This window comes from Pseudoxanthomonas mexicana (assembly GCF_001556105.1).
Taxonomy (GTDB): Bacteria; Pseudomonadota; Gammaproteobacteria; order Xanthomonadales; family Xanthomonadaceae; genus Pseudoxanthomonas_A; species Pseudoxanthomonas_A mexicana_A.
This window is the reverse complement of sequence record NZ_LSIF01000025.1, coordinates 18,054-32,335: the sequence shown is the minus strand read 5'-3', so window position 1 is coordinate 32,335 and position 14,282 is coordinate 18,054. Positions and strand designations below refer to the sequence as shown.

Sequence of the window (14,282 nt, the reverse complement as noted above, 5' to 3'; positions counted from 1 at the left end):
TGCAGTAGCCAGAACCTTAGCGAGCGGCTTGTTAACGAGCTGCGCATGGGGCGCCGAGATAGGCTGTGGCAGTCGATATGTTCTGGAAATCGCGACGGTGAATCATCCAGCCCCATCCCATCCACTTCACACCCCTGACGGGCGATACATCATCATTGGCCAGCGACTCTGGCGCGCAACGAAACCGGTGCTGGCAATGCCAGTGCGACAGCGACTGACCGATGCATTGATGCAGGCGCGCCGCGCTGTCAAGGCCGCTCAGCGCAGCGGTGATTCCTCCGCATTGGCGAGCGCTCGGGCCGGCGTGCAAGCGGCCAAGGTGGCGCTGGGGGAGCGGGGGCCCGTCTGGTGGACCGACGTGGCCAAGGACTACAACCGCTATCTCGTCAAGAATACGCCTTACGCTTTTTGGTTTGAGCAGTTGCCTTGATGCAGCAGCTGTGACGGACTCACCTGGGGGTGCTACGCGGCGCCCATACAACGCATTCACGTCTGCGGGCATAGCGTGCGCAGCCATGATGAGTGCCCAGCAAATCGAAGACCGCTTGGCAGATGCGGAAAATCTGGTTCGCGGAGGCGCCGATATCGGCGATCCGACTGCGTTCGTTTCCGCGTTATGGCAATCGGTCTATGCCAAGGCGCCCATGGGAGCACGATCGGGCATCGTCAGGCGGTTAGCCGCACTGGCGCGAAGATTGGATGTGGACTTCACTTACGGTGCGTCCACGCGCCCTGCTGCGGTGGGGGCAAAAACGGCCTACCTGAGTACGGCGGGCACTGCTGGCCGTTCAGGTCTGTCGCACACGTCAGTGAAGAAATAGGTGACCTTTCCTGAGGGCGCTATGGCGGGGATCCCTGCTTCTACGTGCTACTGCGTTGCCGGCTCACTGCGATCGGAACGATACGCATGATCTTGGATGCCCGGACGGGGACGGTGCCCACGAACATCGAGGCCGACGTGTGCATCGTAGGGGCCGGACCTGCTGGGATCAGCATGGCGCGTCGATGGCTCGGTACTCATGTTCGTGTATGCCTGGTCGAAGCCGGTGGGTCTCGTCCTGAGTTCACCGGCCAGGCCGAGCGCGAGGACATATCGATAGGCCAAGCCGGTGTGGACCTGCTGCGAAGCCGCGTGAGCGCCTTGGGGGGCACCAGCCATGTGTGGGGCGGGGGTTGTATACCGATGGGCGGAGCAGATTTCGCAACCCGGGACTGGGTGCCGCATAGCGGCTGGCCATTAAGTTTTGATCAGCTACGTCCGCATTATTTGCAAGCGTGCGAAGTCTTTGGCATCGATCCCCACCACTTGCGCGAGGGCTCCTTCGCCTCGGGCGAGGATTTGGCCTGCGCCAGCTTGGGTAATGGAGATCTGCAGCACCTTCATTTTGTACGCAGTCCGACGTACTTCGGTGAAGTGTTTGGTGGCCAACTAGCGCGGGCCTCCAATCTCCAGATGCTGCTGCATACCCACGCGCTGTGTTTGGATGCCAGCTCCGCCGCGGATCACGTAGATACGCTCACGGTGCGCGTGCCCTCGGGCCAGACGTGCACAGTGGCCGCCAAGTATTTCGTGTTGGCTGGGGGAGGAGTTGAAAACGCGCGCTTGCTGCTGTTGTCCAACACGGTGGCACCCCACGGCTTAGGTAATGAGAGGGATCTGGTCGGCCGCTACTTCATGGAGCATCCCTCGTGCCGGTGGGGCGTTTTGCACACACCAAGTCCCGAGTCGATAACGCGGCCCTATGATCGAACGGGCGGCAAGGGTGCAAGGCCGTGCTTTCCCGAACTCTGCTTGTCAGAACGCGCCTTGAGGTCGTATCGCCTACTCAATGCGCGCGTACGGCCGTTTGCCGTGGAAGGGCCGGTGCCTGCGGGTTTGCAGGCGTTGCGCAACTTCCGGCGTGCCTTGCGCGCACCCTCCCACGATGAATCGATGGCCATCCACGGACCATTAGCATCGGCGCAGCCAACCGTGTCTGACACACGTCCCTCCCTGTCGCTGCGTGCGCAAGTCAACGCGCTTGCCACTGTGGCACGGCATCCCACCCATGTGATGCGCGCGTGGCAACGCAAGCGTCATGGCCGCTATCCGGTGGCGACCGAGCGCGTGGATGTCGTCGGATACTTCGAGCAAGCGCCCAACCCGGATAGCCGCGTGCGCTTAAGCCAGGAGCTGGATGCGATGGGGCAGCGGCGCGTGGAGCTGGACTGGCGCCTGACGCCGCTGGATTGGCACACGTATCGCTGCGCAGCCACCCTCTTTGGCGATGCACTCGCTAAGGCCAGTGAAGGCCAGTTCCAGATCGCGCCGTGGCTGTCGGAAGCAAGGAGCGAACCGGCCGCCCTTTACGGGACCGCGCATCATATGGGGACCACCCGCATGGCCCGCTCCCCCAACGAAGGGGTAGTCGACGTGCAGGCACGCGTCTACGGATTAGACAACGTGCATATCGCCGGCAGCTCGGTGTTTCCCACAGGTGGCTGGGCCTTTCCTACCTTCACGCTGGTGGCCATGGCATTGCGGTTGTCTGACCATCTTCATGCTTTGCTCTAGGCTCCGTGGACCACTCTCAGGATGCTAGGCCCGGGCGCCGCCTGTGGCCGATCGTCTGCGGTCGTCCTCGGATAGACTAGGTCCGTCAACGCGATATCGGTCTCCAGGCTTACAGCCTCGGAAGAACGCGTGTGAACGTAACTTTCGTGGATCAAACTTAGATGATGACCTCAGCCTCTGCGATGGATGCGGCCGCAGACCGCATGGAAAACGAGCGCGGCAAAATGGCCTTGGCGGCTGGCGCGGTGTTAGGGACGTGGCAATGGGACGTCAAGACCGATCAAGTGACAGTCGATGCGGCCTTGGCACTAGCTTTCGGTCTACCCCACGAACCGCCGCAGGGGACAGTGAACTTAAGCGATCTGATTGCGGCGGTACATCCGGATGACCAGGACGCGTTGAAATCGGCCATTGCACTGGCAATGCAAGTCGGTGGTCGCTACAGCCACCAGTACCGCATCAAAACCGCCAATGGCCATTGGCGTTGGGTGGAAGCGGTGGGTTGGATCAATCTTGATAGCCAAGGCAAAGCCAGCAGCTTTCCCGGGATCTTGATCGATATCGATGAAAAGCGGCGGTTTCAGCAGGAGCGCGATCACGCCGAGAGTCTACTGAACACCTTCGTCGAAGCGGTACCCGGCGTGGTGTATGCCAAGGATCGACAAGGGCGCTTGCTTATAGGTAATCGCGGCACCACCGAACTGATTGGCAAACCACCTGGCGAGTACATCGGAAAAACCGATGCCGAGTTATTGGAAGATCCCGAGCAAGCCGCTGCCGTCATGGGAGCCGATGAGCGGATCATGTCCACCGGCCTGGCCGAGCAATTGGAGGAAGAAGTTAGCTTCCCCGATGGTCGTCGTGCGTTCTGGCTTTCGACCAAAGCACCGCTGCTGGATGCTCAAGGTCAGGTCGTTGGTCTGATCGGGGCTTCGCTGGATATCACGGATCGGAAAACTGCCGAGGCTCAGCACCGGGAAACTCAAGAGCGTTATCGACTGGCAGCTCGTGCGACCAACGATGCCATCTGGGATTGGCAGATGGCTGATGGCCATGTGATCTGGAACGAGGCCATTACCACGCTCTTTGGCCACCCGATCAACGAGAGTTCGGCTCAATGGTGGCTAGAGCACATCCATCCCCAGGATCGCCAGCGCATCGATGACAGCATCCATGCGGTGATCGAGCAGGGGGGCGAAGCGTGGTCGGCTGAATATCGCTTCGCCCGCGCCGACGGTACCTACGCTGACATCTTGGATCGGGGCACCGTATTACGCGGTCCCGGCGGCACGGCCTTGCGCATGATCGGCGCCATGCTCGATCTAAGCGAGCGCCGCGCGACAAAGAGTGCTTTGGCCGAAAGTGAAGAGCGTCTGCGCTTGGCGACCGAAGCCTCTGGAATCGGCTTCTGGGACGTGGATCTGGTCCATGATGTGCTCATCTGGCCGGCACGTACCAAGGCGATGTTCGGCATCTCCGCCGACGCTCCGGTTTCTCTGGCTGACTTTTATGCCGGCCTGCACCCTGAAGACAGCGAAAAGATCGAGGAAGCATTTGCCAACGCTGCCGATCCGGACGAGCGCGCCCTCTACGATGTGGAGTACCGCACCGTAGGTAAGGAAGACCGCGTTATCCGCTGGGTGGCGGCCAAAGGCCGAGGCGTCTTTGAAGGCGATCGGTGTGTGCGGGTGGTGGGTGTCGCGATCGACATAACGGCGAAGAAGGATATTGAGACCCAGCTGCTCCAGCTCAACAACCAGCTTGAATCGCGCGTCCAAGAGGAAGTGGCCGAGCGGGCGAAGATGGAAGATGCCCTTCGTCAGAGCCAGAAGATGGAGGCGGTGGGGCAACTGACCGGGGGCATCGCGCATGATTTCAATAATATGCTGGCCGCGATCATTGGACCGCTGGATCTACTGAGTGATCGCATCAATCCTGACGATGCACGGGCGAAACGCTATGTAGACATGGCAATGGAGGCTTCCCGACGCGCAGCCCAGCTCACCCAGCGTCTGCTCGCCTTCTCCCGTCAGCAGCCCCTGCGTCCTGAGTCGCTGGATGCCAACAAGTTGGTGGCCGGCATGTCCGACCTGATCAGTCATGCGCTGGGCAGTAGTGTGCAGTTGGAAACCGTTCTCTCCGGCGGATTGTGGCGCACCAAAGCCGATCCCAATCAGTTGGAGAACGTGATTCTCAATCTGGCCGTCAACGCCCGTGACGCCATGCCCGAGGGTGGGCGCCTGACGGTCGAAACCGCCAACTGCTATCTCGACCATACCTACGCGGCAGATCACGCGGGCATTAACGCAGGCCAGTACGTGCTGATATGTGTTTCGGATACCGGAAGTGGCATGCCGGCCGAGGTTATTGAGAAAGCCTTCGATCCCTTCTTCACCACCAAGGAGGTGGGGCAGGGAACTGGGCTTGGATTGTCGCAGGTGTACGGCTTCGTCAAGCAGAGCGGTGGGCACGTCAAGATCTATTCCGAGTTGGGCAGCGGCACGACGATCAAGGTGTATCTGCCGCGACTGCAAGGTGCAGGTACTGATGCCGGCACGTCGGTGGTTTCCAATCCGCTGCCGCGTGGCGAAAGTCAGGAAGTTGTCTTGGTGGTCGAGGATGAGCCGGCGGTCAGGCAGTTTTCCGTGGACGCGCTCACTGCGCTTGGCTACCACGTCCTGGAGGCGGACAGTGCAGCGGCCGCACTGCAAATTCTGGAGACCGAACCGGGGGTCAGCCTACTGTTCACCGACGTGGTCATGCCTGTCACGAATGGACGCAAGCTGGCTGATGAGGCTTGCCGAAGGTGGCCGCATCTGAAGGTGTTGTTTACCACCGGCTATAGCCGAAATGCCGTCGTGCATAATGGGGTGCTGGACCCGGGCGTTCACCTGATCGTCAAACCCTTTACCGTGCAAGAGTTGGCCACGCGGGTGCGGGACGTGCTGGAAGGGAGGAGTTAACCCCTCGAAGGGCTCTCGACATGGCTTAGACACCGGCTACCGGACGATGTCCAAAACCAGCCGGAGTGAAGCATGGTCCTTCTACGAATATCAGCCGCATGCCTGATCGGCATGTCCTTTTCTGCAATGGCCGCCGAGCCCAGCCGTCCTATGGCGGACATGGCAAACAACAGCGCCACCAGCACGGGCGTGGCAGGGCTTCTGCGCGCCCAAGTGCTGTTGGATCGCGCTAACTTTTCGCCAGGGGAAATCGACGGTCAAGCCGGATCCAATCAAGCACGTGCGCTTCGAGGGTATCAGCAGGCCCAAGGTCTACCTGTCACCGGCGAACTGGACCAAGCGACCTGGACCGCGCTCAACGAAGGCGCGCCCGCTGCGGTGGTCAGTTACACGGTGACAGCAGACGACGTGGGCGGCCCTTATGGCAAAGTCCCCCAAGACATGATGGCTCAATCCAAGCTGCTGGCCTTGGGATACGAGTCCATCGAAGAAGCCTTGGGTGAGCGGTTTCATGTCGCGCCCGCGCTGCTCAAGCAGCTAAATCCTGGGGCGGATTTTTCCAAGGCAGGTACCAATCTATGGGTTCCCAATGTCGGTGACGTCGCCCCCTTGCCAAAGGCGGCCAAAGTGGTGGTCGACAAGTCCGATTCCACGCTGGCCTTAGTCGATGCCGGAGGCAAAGTGTTAGCCCAGTTTCCCGTCTCCTCGGGCAGCGAAAAGGATCCGTTGCCGCTGGGGGAATGGAAGATCGTCGGCACCGCGGTGAATCCGACATTCCACTACAACCCGGAGTTGTTCTGGGACGCCGATCCTTCCCATGCCAAGGCCAAGATTGCCGCGGGCCCTAACAATCCCGTGGGCACGCATTGGATTGACCTCTCCAAACCGCATTACGGTCTGCATGGTACTCCGGTGCCCGCTAGCATAGGTAAAGTCCAGTCCCACGGCTGCGTGCGTTTGACCAACTGGGACGTTAAGCGGGTGGCTGCGGCTGTTGCACCTTCCACCCCTGTCCGTATGCAGGACTAGCCGTGAAGTACGTGCTTGGCCTGGTGGTGTTGATCATCCTCGCGGTCCTTGTGTGGCCGGGCGTGAGCATCAGGCCAACGCCGCACGGACGGCCCGTTGAAGCGGCCCAATCGGGACGGGAAGCCATCTCACCCACGCTACCTGCTGCGCCAAAGTCACCTGCCCTCGTGCCGGATCGATCGCTACTGGCGGCTCGCGAATCTGAAACGCAATCCTCCGAGGGGGACGTCAACTCCCTTCAGATGCCAGTGCAGGGTGTCGTAGCAGAAGGGCTGACTGATACGTTCACCGATGCCCGGAGTGAGGGTCGATCGCACGATGCCATCGACATCATGGCCCCTGCGGGCACACCTGTGGTGGCTGTGGCGGCCGGCCATATCGAAAAGTTGTTCACCAGCGAGCGGGGCGGGTTGACGATCTATCAGTTCGAGCCTTCCGGGCGTGTGGCGTACTACTACGCCCACTTGCAGTCTTATGCCCCAAACCTGGTGGAGCAGCAGCAGATCAAGCGAGGGCAGGTGATCGGCTATGTAGGCTCGACGGGAAACGCCAGCCCCCAAGCTCCGCACCTGCATTTTGCCGTGTTCCTGCTTGGCCCCGAAAAGCGATGGTGGGAGGGGCAGGCGATCAATCCCTATCCACTGCTGACGAATCCTCGACCTTATTGAGGCGCGTGCTTTGGCCCGGATCTTGAGCTTTGAACAGGAAATCCTTGATGCTCGGGCCAAGTTGGTTCATGACGCAAAATGGCAGGAAATAATCAGCAGACTTGATTCTGCCATCGGAGCCGTCGGCCTCGTGGACCACAATGCGTAGAAACGCCACGCCACTCCCTAGGTCAAACCCGCGCACGTGTAGGCCTTGGTAGAGATAGCGTGCCTTTTCCATGCCGGCTTGGGGACCTGGCATCCCACGTCGTAACGGCAAGGTGGGGAGAGAATGTATCCGTAGCAGCCCTTGCTGCTTCCGGACAACGATTTCACCTACGGCTGATGTCGGGGCGCGTAATGGAGCACGCTGCGACTGCCGAGCCGCAATTCGGCCTCGGCTTCGTGGCGGGCGTAATCTTCTGGGGCGGCTTCAATACGGCGTTGGAGGCGACCAATACGGAAGCGTTCTGCACTAGCTGCCACGAGGTGCAGGACCAGGCATTCGAGGAACTTAAGACCGCCATCCAGTACGCCAATCGCTCGGGCGTGCGCGGCACCTGTCCCGACTGCCAAGTGCCGCACAACTGGACCGGCAAGTTTGCGCAAGATGCAAGCCTCAAAAGAGGTCTGGGGGCAGGATCTTCGGCACCATTAACACACGCGAGAAGTTCCTCGACAAGCGTCTGATCGTGGCCCCGCACGAGTGGAACCGGCGGAGGCCAACGATTCACTCGAGTGCCGTAACTGCCACGACCACGATTCGATGGACCTGACCCGCCAGGGATCACGTGCCGCCCAGCACGAGCTATGGCTCGGCGCCGGCAAGAAGCCTGCATCGACTGCCCGCAAGAGCGTTGCGCTTCAATTGCGAAACATGACAGGTGTACCGTAGGGCTAAGGCGGCATAGTGGGAGGACTCAACCGCGCACGCGGCACATAACCAAAATCATCTTTTGCGCATGAGCTGCGAAAGCGTTAGCTCTTGCTGCAGAGCGGCAATAGCAATCATACCCATTACTTTAGATCCGAAAAAAAGCCGAGGGGATGATGGGCGCGAGCAACGCTGTATGCATACCCAAGCACGATCGCGCCCAGTAGGAACCAGCCCCATCGCGGTAAGCCCGGTGGCTGATCACTGATCATGAATTGCCGACATGCAACAAAGAAGGCCAAAGCCACCATCTTTACGATGAGCCAGCCATTTGAATACATTGCAGCTGGCAAGATGGTAAGTAGCATCAGTGCTGCCGTCAGCAAAGTGAGATCGACCGTCCAACTGAGATACTTCATGAGTGCACGCACGTTTGCCAGAGAGGGTCTAGAAGCGGCTACAAATGAAGCCAAGAAAAAAGCACCGACCATTACCCCTAAGAAGATGTGGGCGGCTTTGATCTGCAAGTAGTAGTGGACCATTGAGCGAATCCTCGTACGCAAATGAGGGGAAACCATGTGCGCGTGCAGCATGAATTCACAATGATTTTACGAACTTTGCGCAGGATAGTGAGAGCCATCATCACCAAGGAGTGAACATGGACGCCACCAAGAAGCTTTGGCTGGGACTAGGCACGCTGCTGGTCGTGTCCTTTGCCGTACTGCTGTGGGCAGGAACCGAGATCTTCAGAACAGCGCCCCCTATCCCCGAGCGGGTGGTGGCGGAGGATGGCCGAGAGCTTTATACACGCGCAGACATCGAGCGGGGCCGCCAGGTCTGGCAGTCCATGGGCGGCATGCAACTGGGCTCCATTTGGGGGCATGGGGGCTATGTAGCACCCGATTGGAGCGCTGACTGGCTGCACAGGGAAGCGGTCGCGATTCTCGATGCTTGGGCCCCTGCAGCAGGTGCGGCCACTTACCGGGAATTACCTCCAGAGCAGCAGGGCATGCTAAGAGCCCGCCTGGAGCCATTGATTAGATCAAACACCTTTGATCCCAAAACGCGTGTCATCACGGTCCCCGACGTCAGGGCTGATGCGATGGCGAAGGTCGCCGCCCATTACGTGAGCTTGTTCGGCAACGATCCCGAGACGGTGGCGCTTCGGGAAGCGTATGCGATGAAGAACGATACGGTGCCCAATGAAACCCACCGTAAAGCCATGACAGCATTCTTCTGGTGGACCGCATGGGGGGCTGGTACGGAGCGCCCCGGTCCTGCTGGGGAATCGATTGCGCCGGTGCAGGCGGGGGTGTCGCCCCAACGTGTAACGTATACAAACAACTGGCCCAGCGAACCGCTGATCGGCAACCGCCCGCCACCCTCCCTGTGGGTCTGGTCCGCCTTTAGTGTGCTGTTTCTGATTGCTGGTATCGCGTTGCTGGGTTGGCATCACGCGCGTACTCGGGACGAGGACGAGCCGGCGCTACCGGCTGTAGATCCGTTAGCGACGCTGCGGATCACGCCGTCCATGCGCGCAACGGCTAAATATTTCTGGGTAGTGCTGGCCCTGTTCCTACTGCAAATCTTGTTGGGTGCCATCACAGCGCATTATCAAGTAGAAGGGCAGGTGGCGTACGGCTACGCGCTATCCGATGTCTTGCCCTATTCCATTACACGTACATGGCACACCCAGTTAGCAGTGCTATGGATCGCGGTGGCATGGCTGGCAACAGGCCTATATATCTCACCAGCATTGTCCGGGCACGAACCGAAGTTCCAGCGATTGGGCGTGAACTTCCTCTTTTTCTCGCTTTTGATCATTGTCGTGGGCTCCTTCACTGGGCAGTGGCTGGCAGTAATGCAAAAGCTCGGGCTGGAACACAACTTCTGGTTTGGCCACCAAGGTTGGGAATACGCCGACATGGGGCGGTTCTGGCAGTGGTATCTGTTTATCGGTCTGCTGCTTTGGCTAGTGCTAGTAGGTCGGGCGCTATGGCCGGTGTTGCGTGGCCCCAAAACCGAGACACGCACCGTAGTGGGCCTCCTGTTTTTGTCTACCGTGTGTATCGGCCTGTTCTTCGCTTCGGCACTGATGTGGAACGAACACACCCACATCTCCGAAGTGGAGTATTGGCGGTGGTGGCTGGTCCATCTGTGGGTAGAGGGCTTCTTCGAAGTCTTTGCGGCCGCAGTGATGGCGCTGATCTTCGTCAAGCTGGGTCTGGTCGGTCCGAAGTCCGCCACAACGGCGGTGATGTTCGCCACCATCATCTTCATGTCTGGTGGCGTCTTGGGCACCTTGCATCACCTGTACTTCGTCGGTACGCCCACCGCTGTGGTGGCCCTCGGCGCAAGCTTCAGCGCGTTGGAGGTCGTCCCCTTGGCCTATTTGGGTTTTGAGGCCTACCACACCTATCGTATGGGTAAGGCGACGCCATGGATGGATCGCTATCGCTGGCCTATCCTTTTTTTCATCGCGGTATCGTTCTGGAACTTGGTCGGCGCGGGCTTGTTCGGGTTCTTGATTAACCCGCCGCTCTCGCTTTACTACATGCAGGGTCTGAATTTGACTCCGTTGCATGGTCATACCGCCCTGTTTGGCGTATACGGCATGCTGGGTATCGCGCTAGTGTTGTTCTGCTTGCGCGGTTTGCGAGGTCAAATGCGATGGAACACAGGCGCATTAAAAGCCGCCTTCTGGTGCTTGAATATTGGGTTGGCACTGATGGCTGTGCTTACCCTGTTGCCCCTGGGGACGCTGCAGCTACTTGCCGCTATAGAACATGGTTATTCCTACGCTCGATCAGCCGAGTTTATGCAAAAGCCGATCGTGGAGATGCTGGTTTGGATGCGGGTGCCGGGCGATGTCATTTTCAGCGTGGGAGCCGTAGCGCTGGCGTGGTTCGTCTTGAGGCTCTGGGTATCCCCGGAGCCGCTGGACGTCCCCGGCGTAACAGAAAGGACTGATGGAAGGCCTTGACGAACAGAACGAACGGCGCAGACCGGCCGCTCGGCAGACAACTACAATCTGTCGTGCGGTCAGTGGTTCAAGAAGGATCTTTTCAAGCAATCATTACGTTGCTGGAGCAGTCGATGAGCAAGTACCTTGCTATCTACATCGGATCTTTGTCAGGGCACCAGAAGAACGAGCGCGGCGAGGTAGACAATGATGAAACGAGAAATCGCCGCGGCATGGAAGCTTGGGGGGCTTGGGTAGTGGAGCATGCGTCTGCTATCGTTGATCATGGCTCTCCTGTCGGCAGAACAATTTGCGCCTCGGTGGGCGGCATCTCCAATACCGAAAACAGGATTACGGCGTATACGATTGTTGAGGCAGAGTCGCACGAGGCGGCGGCCAAAATGTTCGAGAATCATCCGCACTTTTCCATTTTTTCAGGCAACAGTGTTGAGATCATGGAGTGCTTGCCGATGCCCAAGGGACCATAAGTGAAAACGTGTATGGCTGCTCGGATCCAGAGCGCCCGATCAGAGGCATCACTGACCCAGTCCCAATTGGCAGAGCATTTGGGTATTAATCGCAGTGCAGTAGCGCAGTGGGAGCGTTTGGATGGTGGCACTCATCCAAGAATTGAGCACCTGAGCGAAATTGCCGAACTCACTGGCGTGCGATTTGAATGGCTGGCTACGGGCCGAGGCACACAGCATGCACGTCGGCGGGGGCAGCGGCCCACTCTGCTATCCGAGCAAGCCAAGAGTGAATTTGAGGCAAGATGTCTGACGTTGCTCAGGCGGCTGCCAGAGCGCCAGCAAGCCTTGGCCACTCAGCTATTAACCGAGTTAGCCCGCGGCTGAAATGAGGGTGCTTTGCCGGCAGTCCGTCAAGAACTCTGACTAGAATGTTAAGGGAGCTAGGACTACTGTTTGACTAGGTCATCCCTACCGTCAAGTTCTCGTATGGCCAGTATAAGTTCCACTACGAGGTCGGGTTGTTGAGTCCGCTGCCCACCTGCCAGAGAAGTACTTTTCCTGCGCCGCGGTCTATCAAGAGTCGGACGGCGATTTATTGACACCATCGTTTGCTACGTGGCACGGAATACCCGCCGACGAGGGAAAGCAAGCGGGCGCCAGCGTTAAAGGCTCGAATCCTAGGGCAGCCTTGTTTTGAACTCGGCGACCAAGCAGGGCGCCGCCAAGCAAGCTGCTATCCCCGCGGGTATCCACAGTGCCCGGTATTCCAGGCTATCGATCACCAAGGCACAGACAACGCCACCCAAAAGAAAGCCTGAGATCACGGTGCAACTCATGACCAGTCGTCTGCGGTTAGCGGGTATGCCCCTCAAGGAACGGCCGAGGAAGATGCCCAGGTCCGTGAACATGCCGGACACATGCGTGGTTCGAACCACTGAGCCGCTGTAACCGGTGACGATGGAGTTCTGCAGTCCACAGGCGCCTGAAGCCAAGTAGAGGCCGCTGAAGTTGTCCCCCTCAAGCAGCAACGGAGCAAAGGAGAGCAAGGCGGCCGACAGACCTAGGGCTGCCCCCTCCTGCCAGCCAAGCTTGAGCTCGTTGTCACGCATGATCAGTCCTGTGACGGCGCAACCGGTAACGAACGAGACCAACATCATCGAATAGTGGATGGCTGCGGCCGGGCTACCGTGAGCCAGTGAGATGCCTAGCAACGAGGTGTTGCCCGTGAGATGAGTCAGGCCCTCGTGCTGGAAGCTGATCAGTCCGACGGCGTTAGTGGCTCCAGCCGCGAAGGCTAGTAGCCAGATGCCCGGCCATATCCCCCTCTCATCCGTAACGAAATTGCGGTCGATGGTGGACATGCCAGATCGCGTGCTCAACCGGCGGCGCGAGCCCAGCTGGGTGCTTGCCAAGCGTAAGTGCGGCGAGGTGGGGCGGGCACGACGGGCGGGATCAGATCTTCACGACCGCAGGCGGCGGCGATAGCTCTCTGCCGCTGGAGCACCCAACGAGCGGCCCAGCTCCTACCGTATTCCGCCCGTCGCACCGCCACTTGATGCAGGCCTATGCCGGGTGCTTCCAGCAAGGTATCCACTCGCCAGCCCGACCCGACCGGAGCCACCTTCACTAGCGGGTGTGAATCAAGGAAGAGCGTAAACTCATCCCGATCTTCCTGCCAGCGGAAATCCGGTGGCAGCTTGTTGCTGACGGTCATGACAGTCTCCGTGAGGTAGGCTGTAAGAACGTGGAGCATTGCCCGTGGATGTGGCGTCAACGTCAGGCGCGGCGGTGGTTGAGAGACATCACGTGCGACGCTGATAAGCGGCGCGCACCTTGGAGACATGCAAGTTGCCCGGCACATGCCAGCGCCATGGATGCTCCACGCCTTTGGATATGCCAATGCGCGGCGTCGCGGCCGGGGTAACCGGCGGCGGAACGCCATCATCCATTAACCAGATACCGTGATCGCGAGCAACAAGATCCGCACCATTGAGTTCGCCTGTGATACCTAGCGCCTGCGCCAGGCGCCCTGGGCCGCTTCCCAATTCTCGATCGCCTCGCAGGTGGCCACGAGCCTGGCGAATCGCATCCACGCACTGAACCGGCTCAATGGCACGCAACAGTACGCCCACCCCCTCTCCGACACCTCCGCACACCGTATTGGCGCACCAGTGGATCCCATAGCTGAAGTACACGTACAGATGGCCCGCCGGCCCGAACATGGTGGCGTTGCGTTGCGTTTTCCCCCGGTAGGTGTGCGCAGCGGGGTCAGCGGCCCCACAGTAAGCCTCCACTTCCACGATACGGCCTGCGCGGCCGTCAGCGACCACGACCAGTTTATTAAGCAGGGCAGGGGCGACCACGCGAGGATCACGTTGATAGAAATCCCGGGGCAACGGCACGCCCATTACGACCCCGAGAACGACGCTGTCGCGGGATGGGCCGCGATCACTGCGGCGATCTCCTGCTGATGACACCGCGCCCAGCGCGTGAGCCAGGCCTTTCCGCGCTGCAGGGAGGGGACGGCAATACGCGAAGGAGGATCGCCCATGGGCGCGAGCTGATGCGTCAGGGTTCGCACCACCCATGCGTGACCCGCCGGCTCAACCTGTGCCAAAGGCACGTGGTCCATCGTGAGCACCACGCGGGCGCCCTCGTCGCGCCAGGTGAATTTGGCGGGCAGTGGAGTGTCGCCTGTCACCGATGAGTTTCCTAAGCGAGATTCACGGCCACGCTAGGGATGCACGCGTGGACACGTCGTCAACTGACCATGTCCCTGAAAT

General features: G+C 59.7%; 17 protein-coding genes. 11 read left to right on the top strand and 6 right to left on the bottom strand.

The features are described from left to right. Positions 1-97 precede the first annotated feature (97 nt). The 6 genes from AX730_RS03090 to AX730_RS19110 all read left to right on the top strand — a co-directional run bounded on the left by AX730_RS03090 (position 98) and on the right by AX730_RS19110 (position 7,214). On the top strand, positions 98-430 hold the full coding sequence (locus tag AX730_RS03090; protein WP_062351782.1) for a hypothetical protein: 333 nt from the start codon (positions 98-100) through the stop codon (positions 428-430). A gap of 85 nt (positions 431-515) precedes the next feature. Further along, a complete protein-coding gene (locus tag AX730_RS18770; protein WP_157074076.1) occupies positions 516-821 on the top strand; it encodes a hypothetical protein in 306 nt (101 codons plus the stop codon). A gap of 86 nt (positions 822-907) precedes the next feature. Next, the gene (locus AX730_RS18340) at positions 908-2,554 is read left to right on the top strand and encodes a GMC oxidoreductase (protein ID WP_083537686.1); all 1,647 of its coding nucleotides are present in this window, start codon (positions 908-910) and stop codon (positions 2,552-2,554) included. Between the two features lie 161 nt (positions 2,555-2,715). Continuing rightward, a complete protein-coding gene (locus tag AX730_RS03080) occupies positions 2,716-5,517 on the top strand; it encodes a PAS domain-containing hybrid sensor histidine kinase/response regulator (protein WP_232310166.1) in 2,802 nt (933 codons plus the stop codon). A 72-nt stretch (positions 5,518-5,589) separates the two neighbouring features. Next, entirely contained in the window at positions 5,590-6,546 is a 957-nt protein-coding gene (locus tag AX730_RS03075) for a L,D-transpeptidase family protein (RefSeq protein WP_062351776.1), read from the top strand. 2 nt (positions 6,547-6,548) lie between these two features. Beyond that, positions 6,549-7,214 (top strand): M23 family metallopeptidase, encoded by a 666-nt coding sequence (locus tag AX730_RS19110; protein ID WP_083537685.1) that lies wholly within the window; start codon positions 6,549-6,551, stop codon positions 7,212-7,214. Here the strand turns inward: AX730_RS19110 and AX730_RS18760 are convergent. Then, entirely contained in the window at positions 7,174-7,434 is a 261-nt protein-coding gene (locus tag AX730_RS18760; protein ID WP_157074075.1) for a hypothetical protein, read from the bottom strand. The two genes, AX730_RS19110 and AX730_RS18760, sit on opposite strands and share 41 nt — an antisense overlap. 119 nt (positions 7,435-7,553) lie before the next feature. Between AX730_RS18760 and AX730_RS19460 the strand changes: the two genes are divergently transcribed. Further along, the gene (locus tag AX730_RS19460; RefSeq protein ID WP_269746979.1) at positions 7,554-7,883 is read left to right on the top strand and encodes a NapC/NirT family cytochrome c; all 330 of its coding nucleotides are present in this window, start codon (positions 7,554-7,556) and stop codon (positions 7,881-7,883) included. A gap of 16 nt (positions 7,884-7,899) precedes the next feature. Then, entirely contained in the window at positions 7,900-8,088 is a 189-nt protein-coding gene (locus tag AX730_RS19535) for a NapC/NirT family cytochrome c (RefSeq protein WP_407071467.1), read from the top strand. A 122-nt stretch (positions 8,089-8,210) separates the two neighbouring features. Here the strand turns inward: AX730_RS19535 and AX730_RS03060 are convergent, their stop codons facing one another. Next, positions 8,211-8,609, bottom strand: coding sequence for a SirB2 family protein (locus AX730_RS03060; RefSeq protein ID WP_062351773.1), 399 nt, complete (start codon positions 8,607-8,609; stop codon positions 8,211-8,213). 116 nt (positions 8,610-8,725) lie between these two features. Between AX730_RS03060 and AX730_RS03055 the strand changes: the two genes are divergently transcribed. The 3 genes from AX730_RS03055 (at position 8,726) to AX730_RS19530 (ending at position 11,883) form a co-directional block, all read left to right on the top strand. Then, positions 8,726-11,050, top strand: coding sequence for a nitric-oxide reductase large subunit (locus AX730_RS03055; RefSeq protein ID WP_062351770.1), 2,325 nt, complete (start codon positions 8,726-8,728; stop codon positions 11,048-11,050). A 113-nt stretch (positions 11,051-11,163) separates the two neighbouring features. Continuing rightward, positions 11,164-11,517, top strand: coding sequence for a hypothetical protein (locus tag AX730_RS03050; RefSeq protein WP_062352020.1), 354 nt, complete (start codon positions 11,164-11,166; stop codon positions 11,515-11,517). A gap of 12 nt (positions 11,518-11,529) precedes the next feature. Next, entirely contained in the window at positions 11,530-11,883 is a 354-nt protein-coding gene (locus AX730_RS19530; protein WP_083537683.1) for a helix-turn-helix transcriptional regulator, read from the top strand. A 293-nt stretch (positions 11,884-12,176) separates the two neighbouring features. Here AX730_RS19530 and AX730_RS03045 read toward each other — a convergent pair whose 3' ends face one another. The 4 genes from AX730_RS03045 to AX730_RS18325 form a co-directional block, all read right to left on the bottom strand. Further along, positions 12,177-12,860: a YoaK family protein gene (locus AX730_RS03045; protein WP_062351768.1), complete on the bottom strand. Its 684-nt coding sequence runs from the start codon at positions 12,858-12,860 to the stop codon at positions 12,177-12,179. Positions 12,861-12,874: 14 nt separating this feature from the next. Further along, positions 12,875-13,213 carry a hypothetical protein gene (locus AX730_RS18755; RefSeq protein ID WP_157074074.1) on the bottom strand — a complete coding sequence of 113 codons (339 nt, stop codon included), beginning with the start codon at positions 13,211-13,213 and terminating at the stop codon, positions 12,875-12,877. An 88-nt stretch (positions 13,214-13,301) separates the two neighbouring features. Continuing rightward, positions 13,302-13,907 (bottom strand): DNA-3-methyladenine glycosylase, encoded by a 606-nt coding sequence (locus AX730_RS18330; protein ID WP_083537682.1) that lies wholly within the window; start codon positions 13,905-13,907, stop codon positions 13,302-13,304. After that, a complete protein-coding gene (locus AX730_RS18325) occupies positions 13,907-14,200 on the bottom strand; it encodes a hypothetical protein (RefSeq protein ID WP_157074073.1) in 294 nt (97 codons plus the stop codon). The genes AX730_RS18330 and AX730_RS18325 overlap by 1 nt, the downstream gene beginning before the upstream one ends. Positions 14,201-14,282 lie beyond the last annotated feature (82 nt).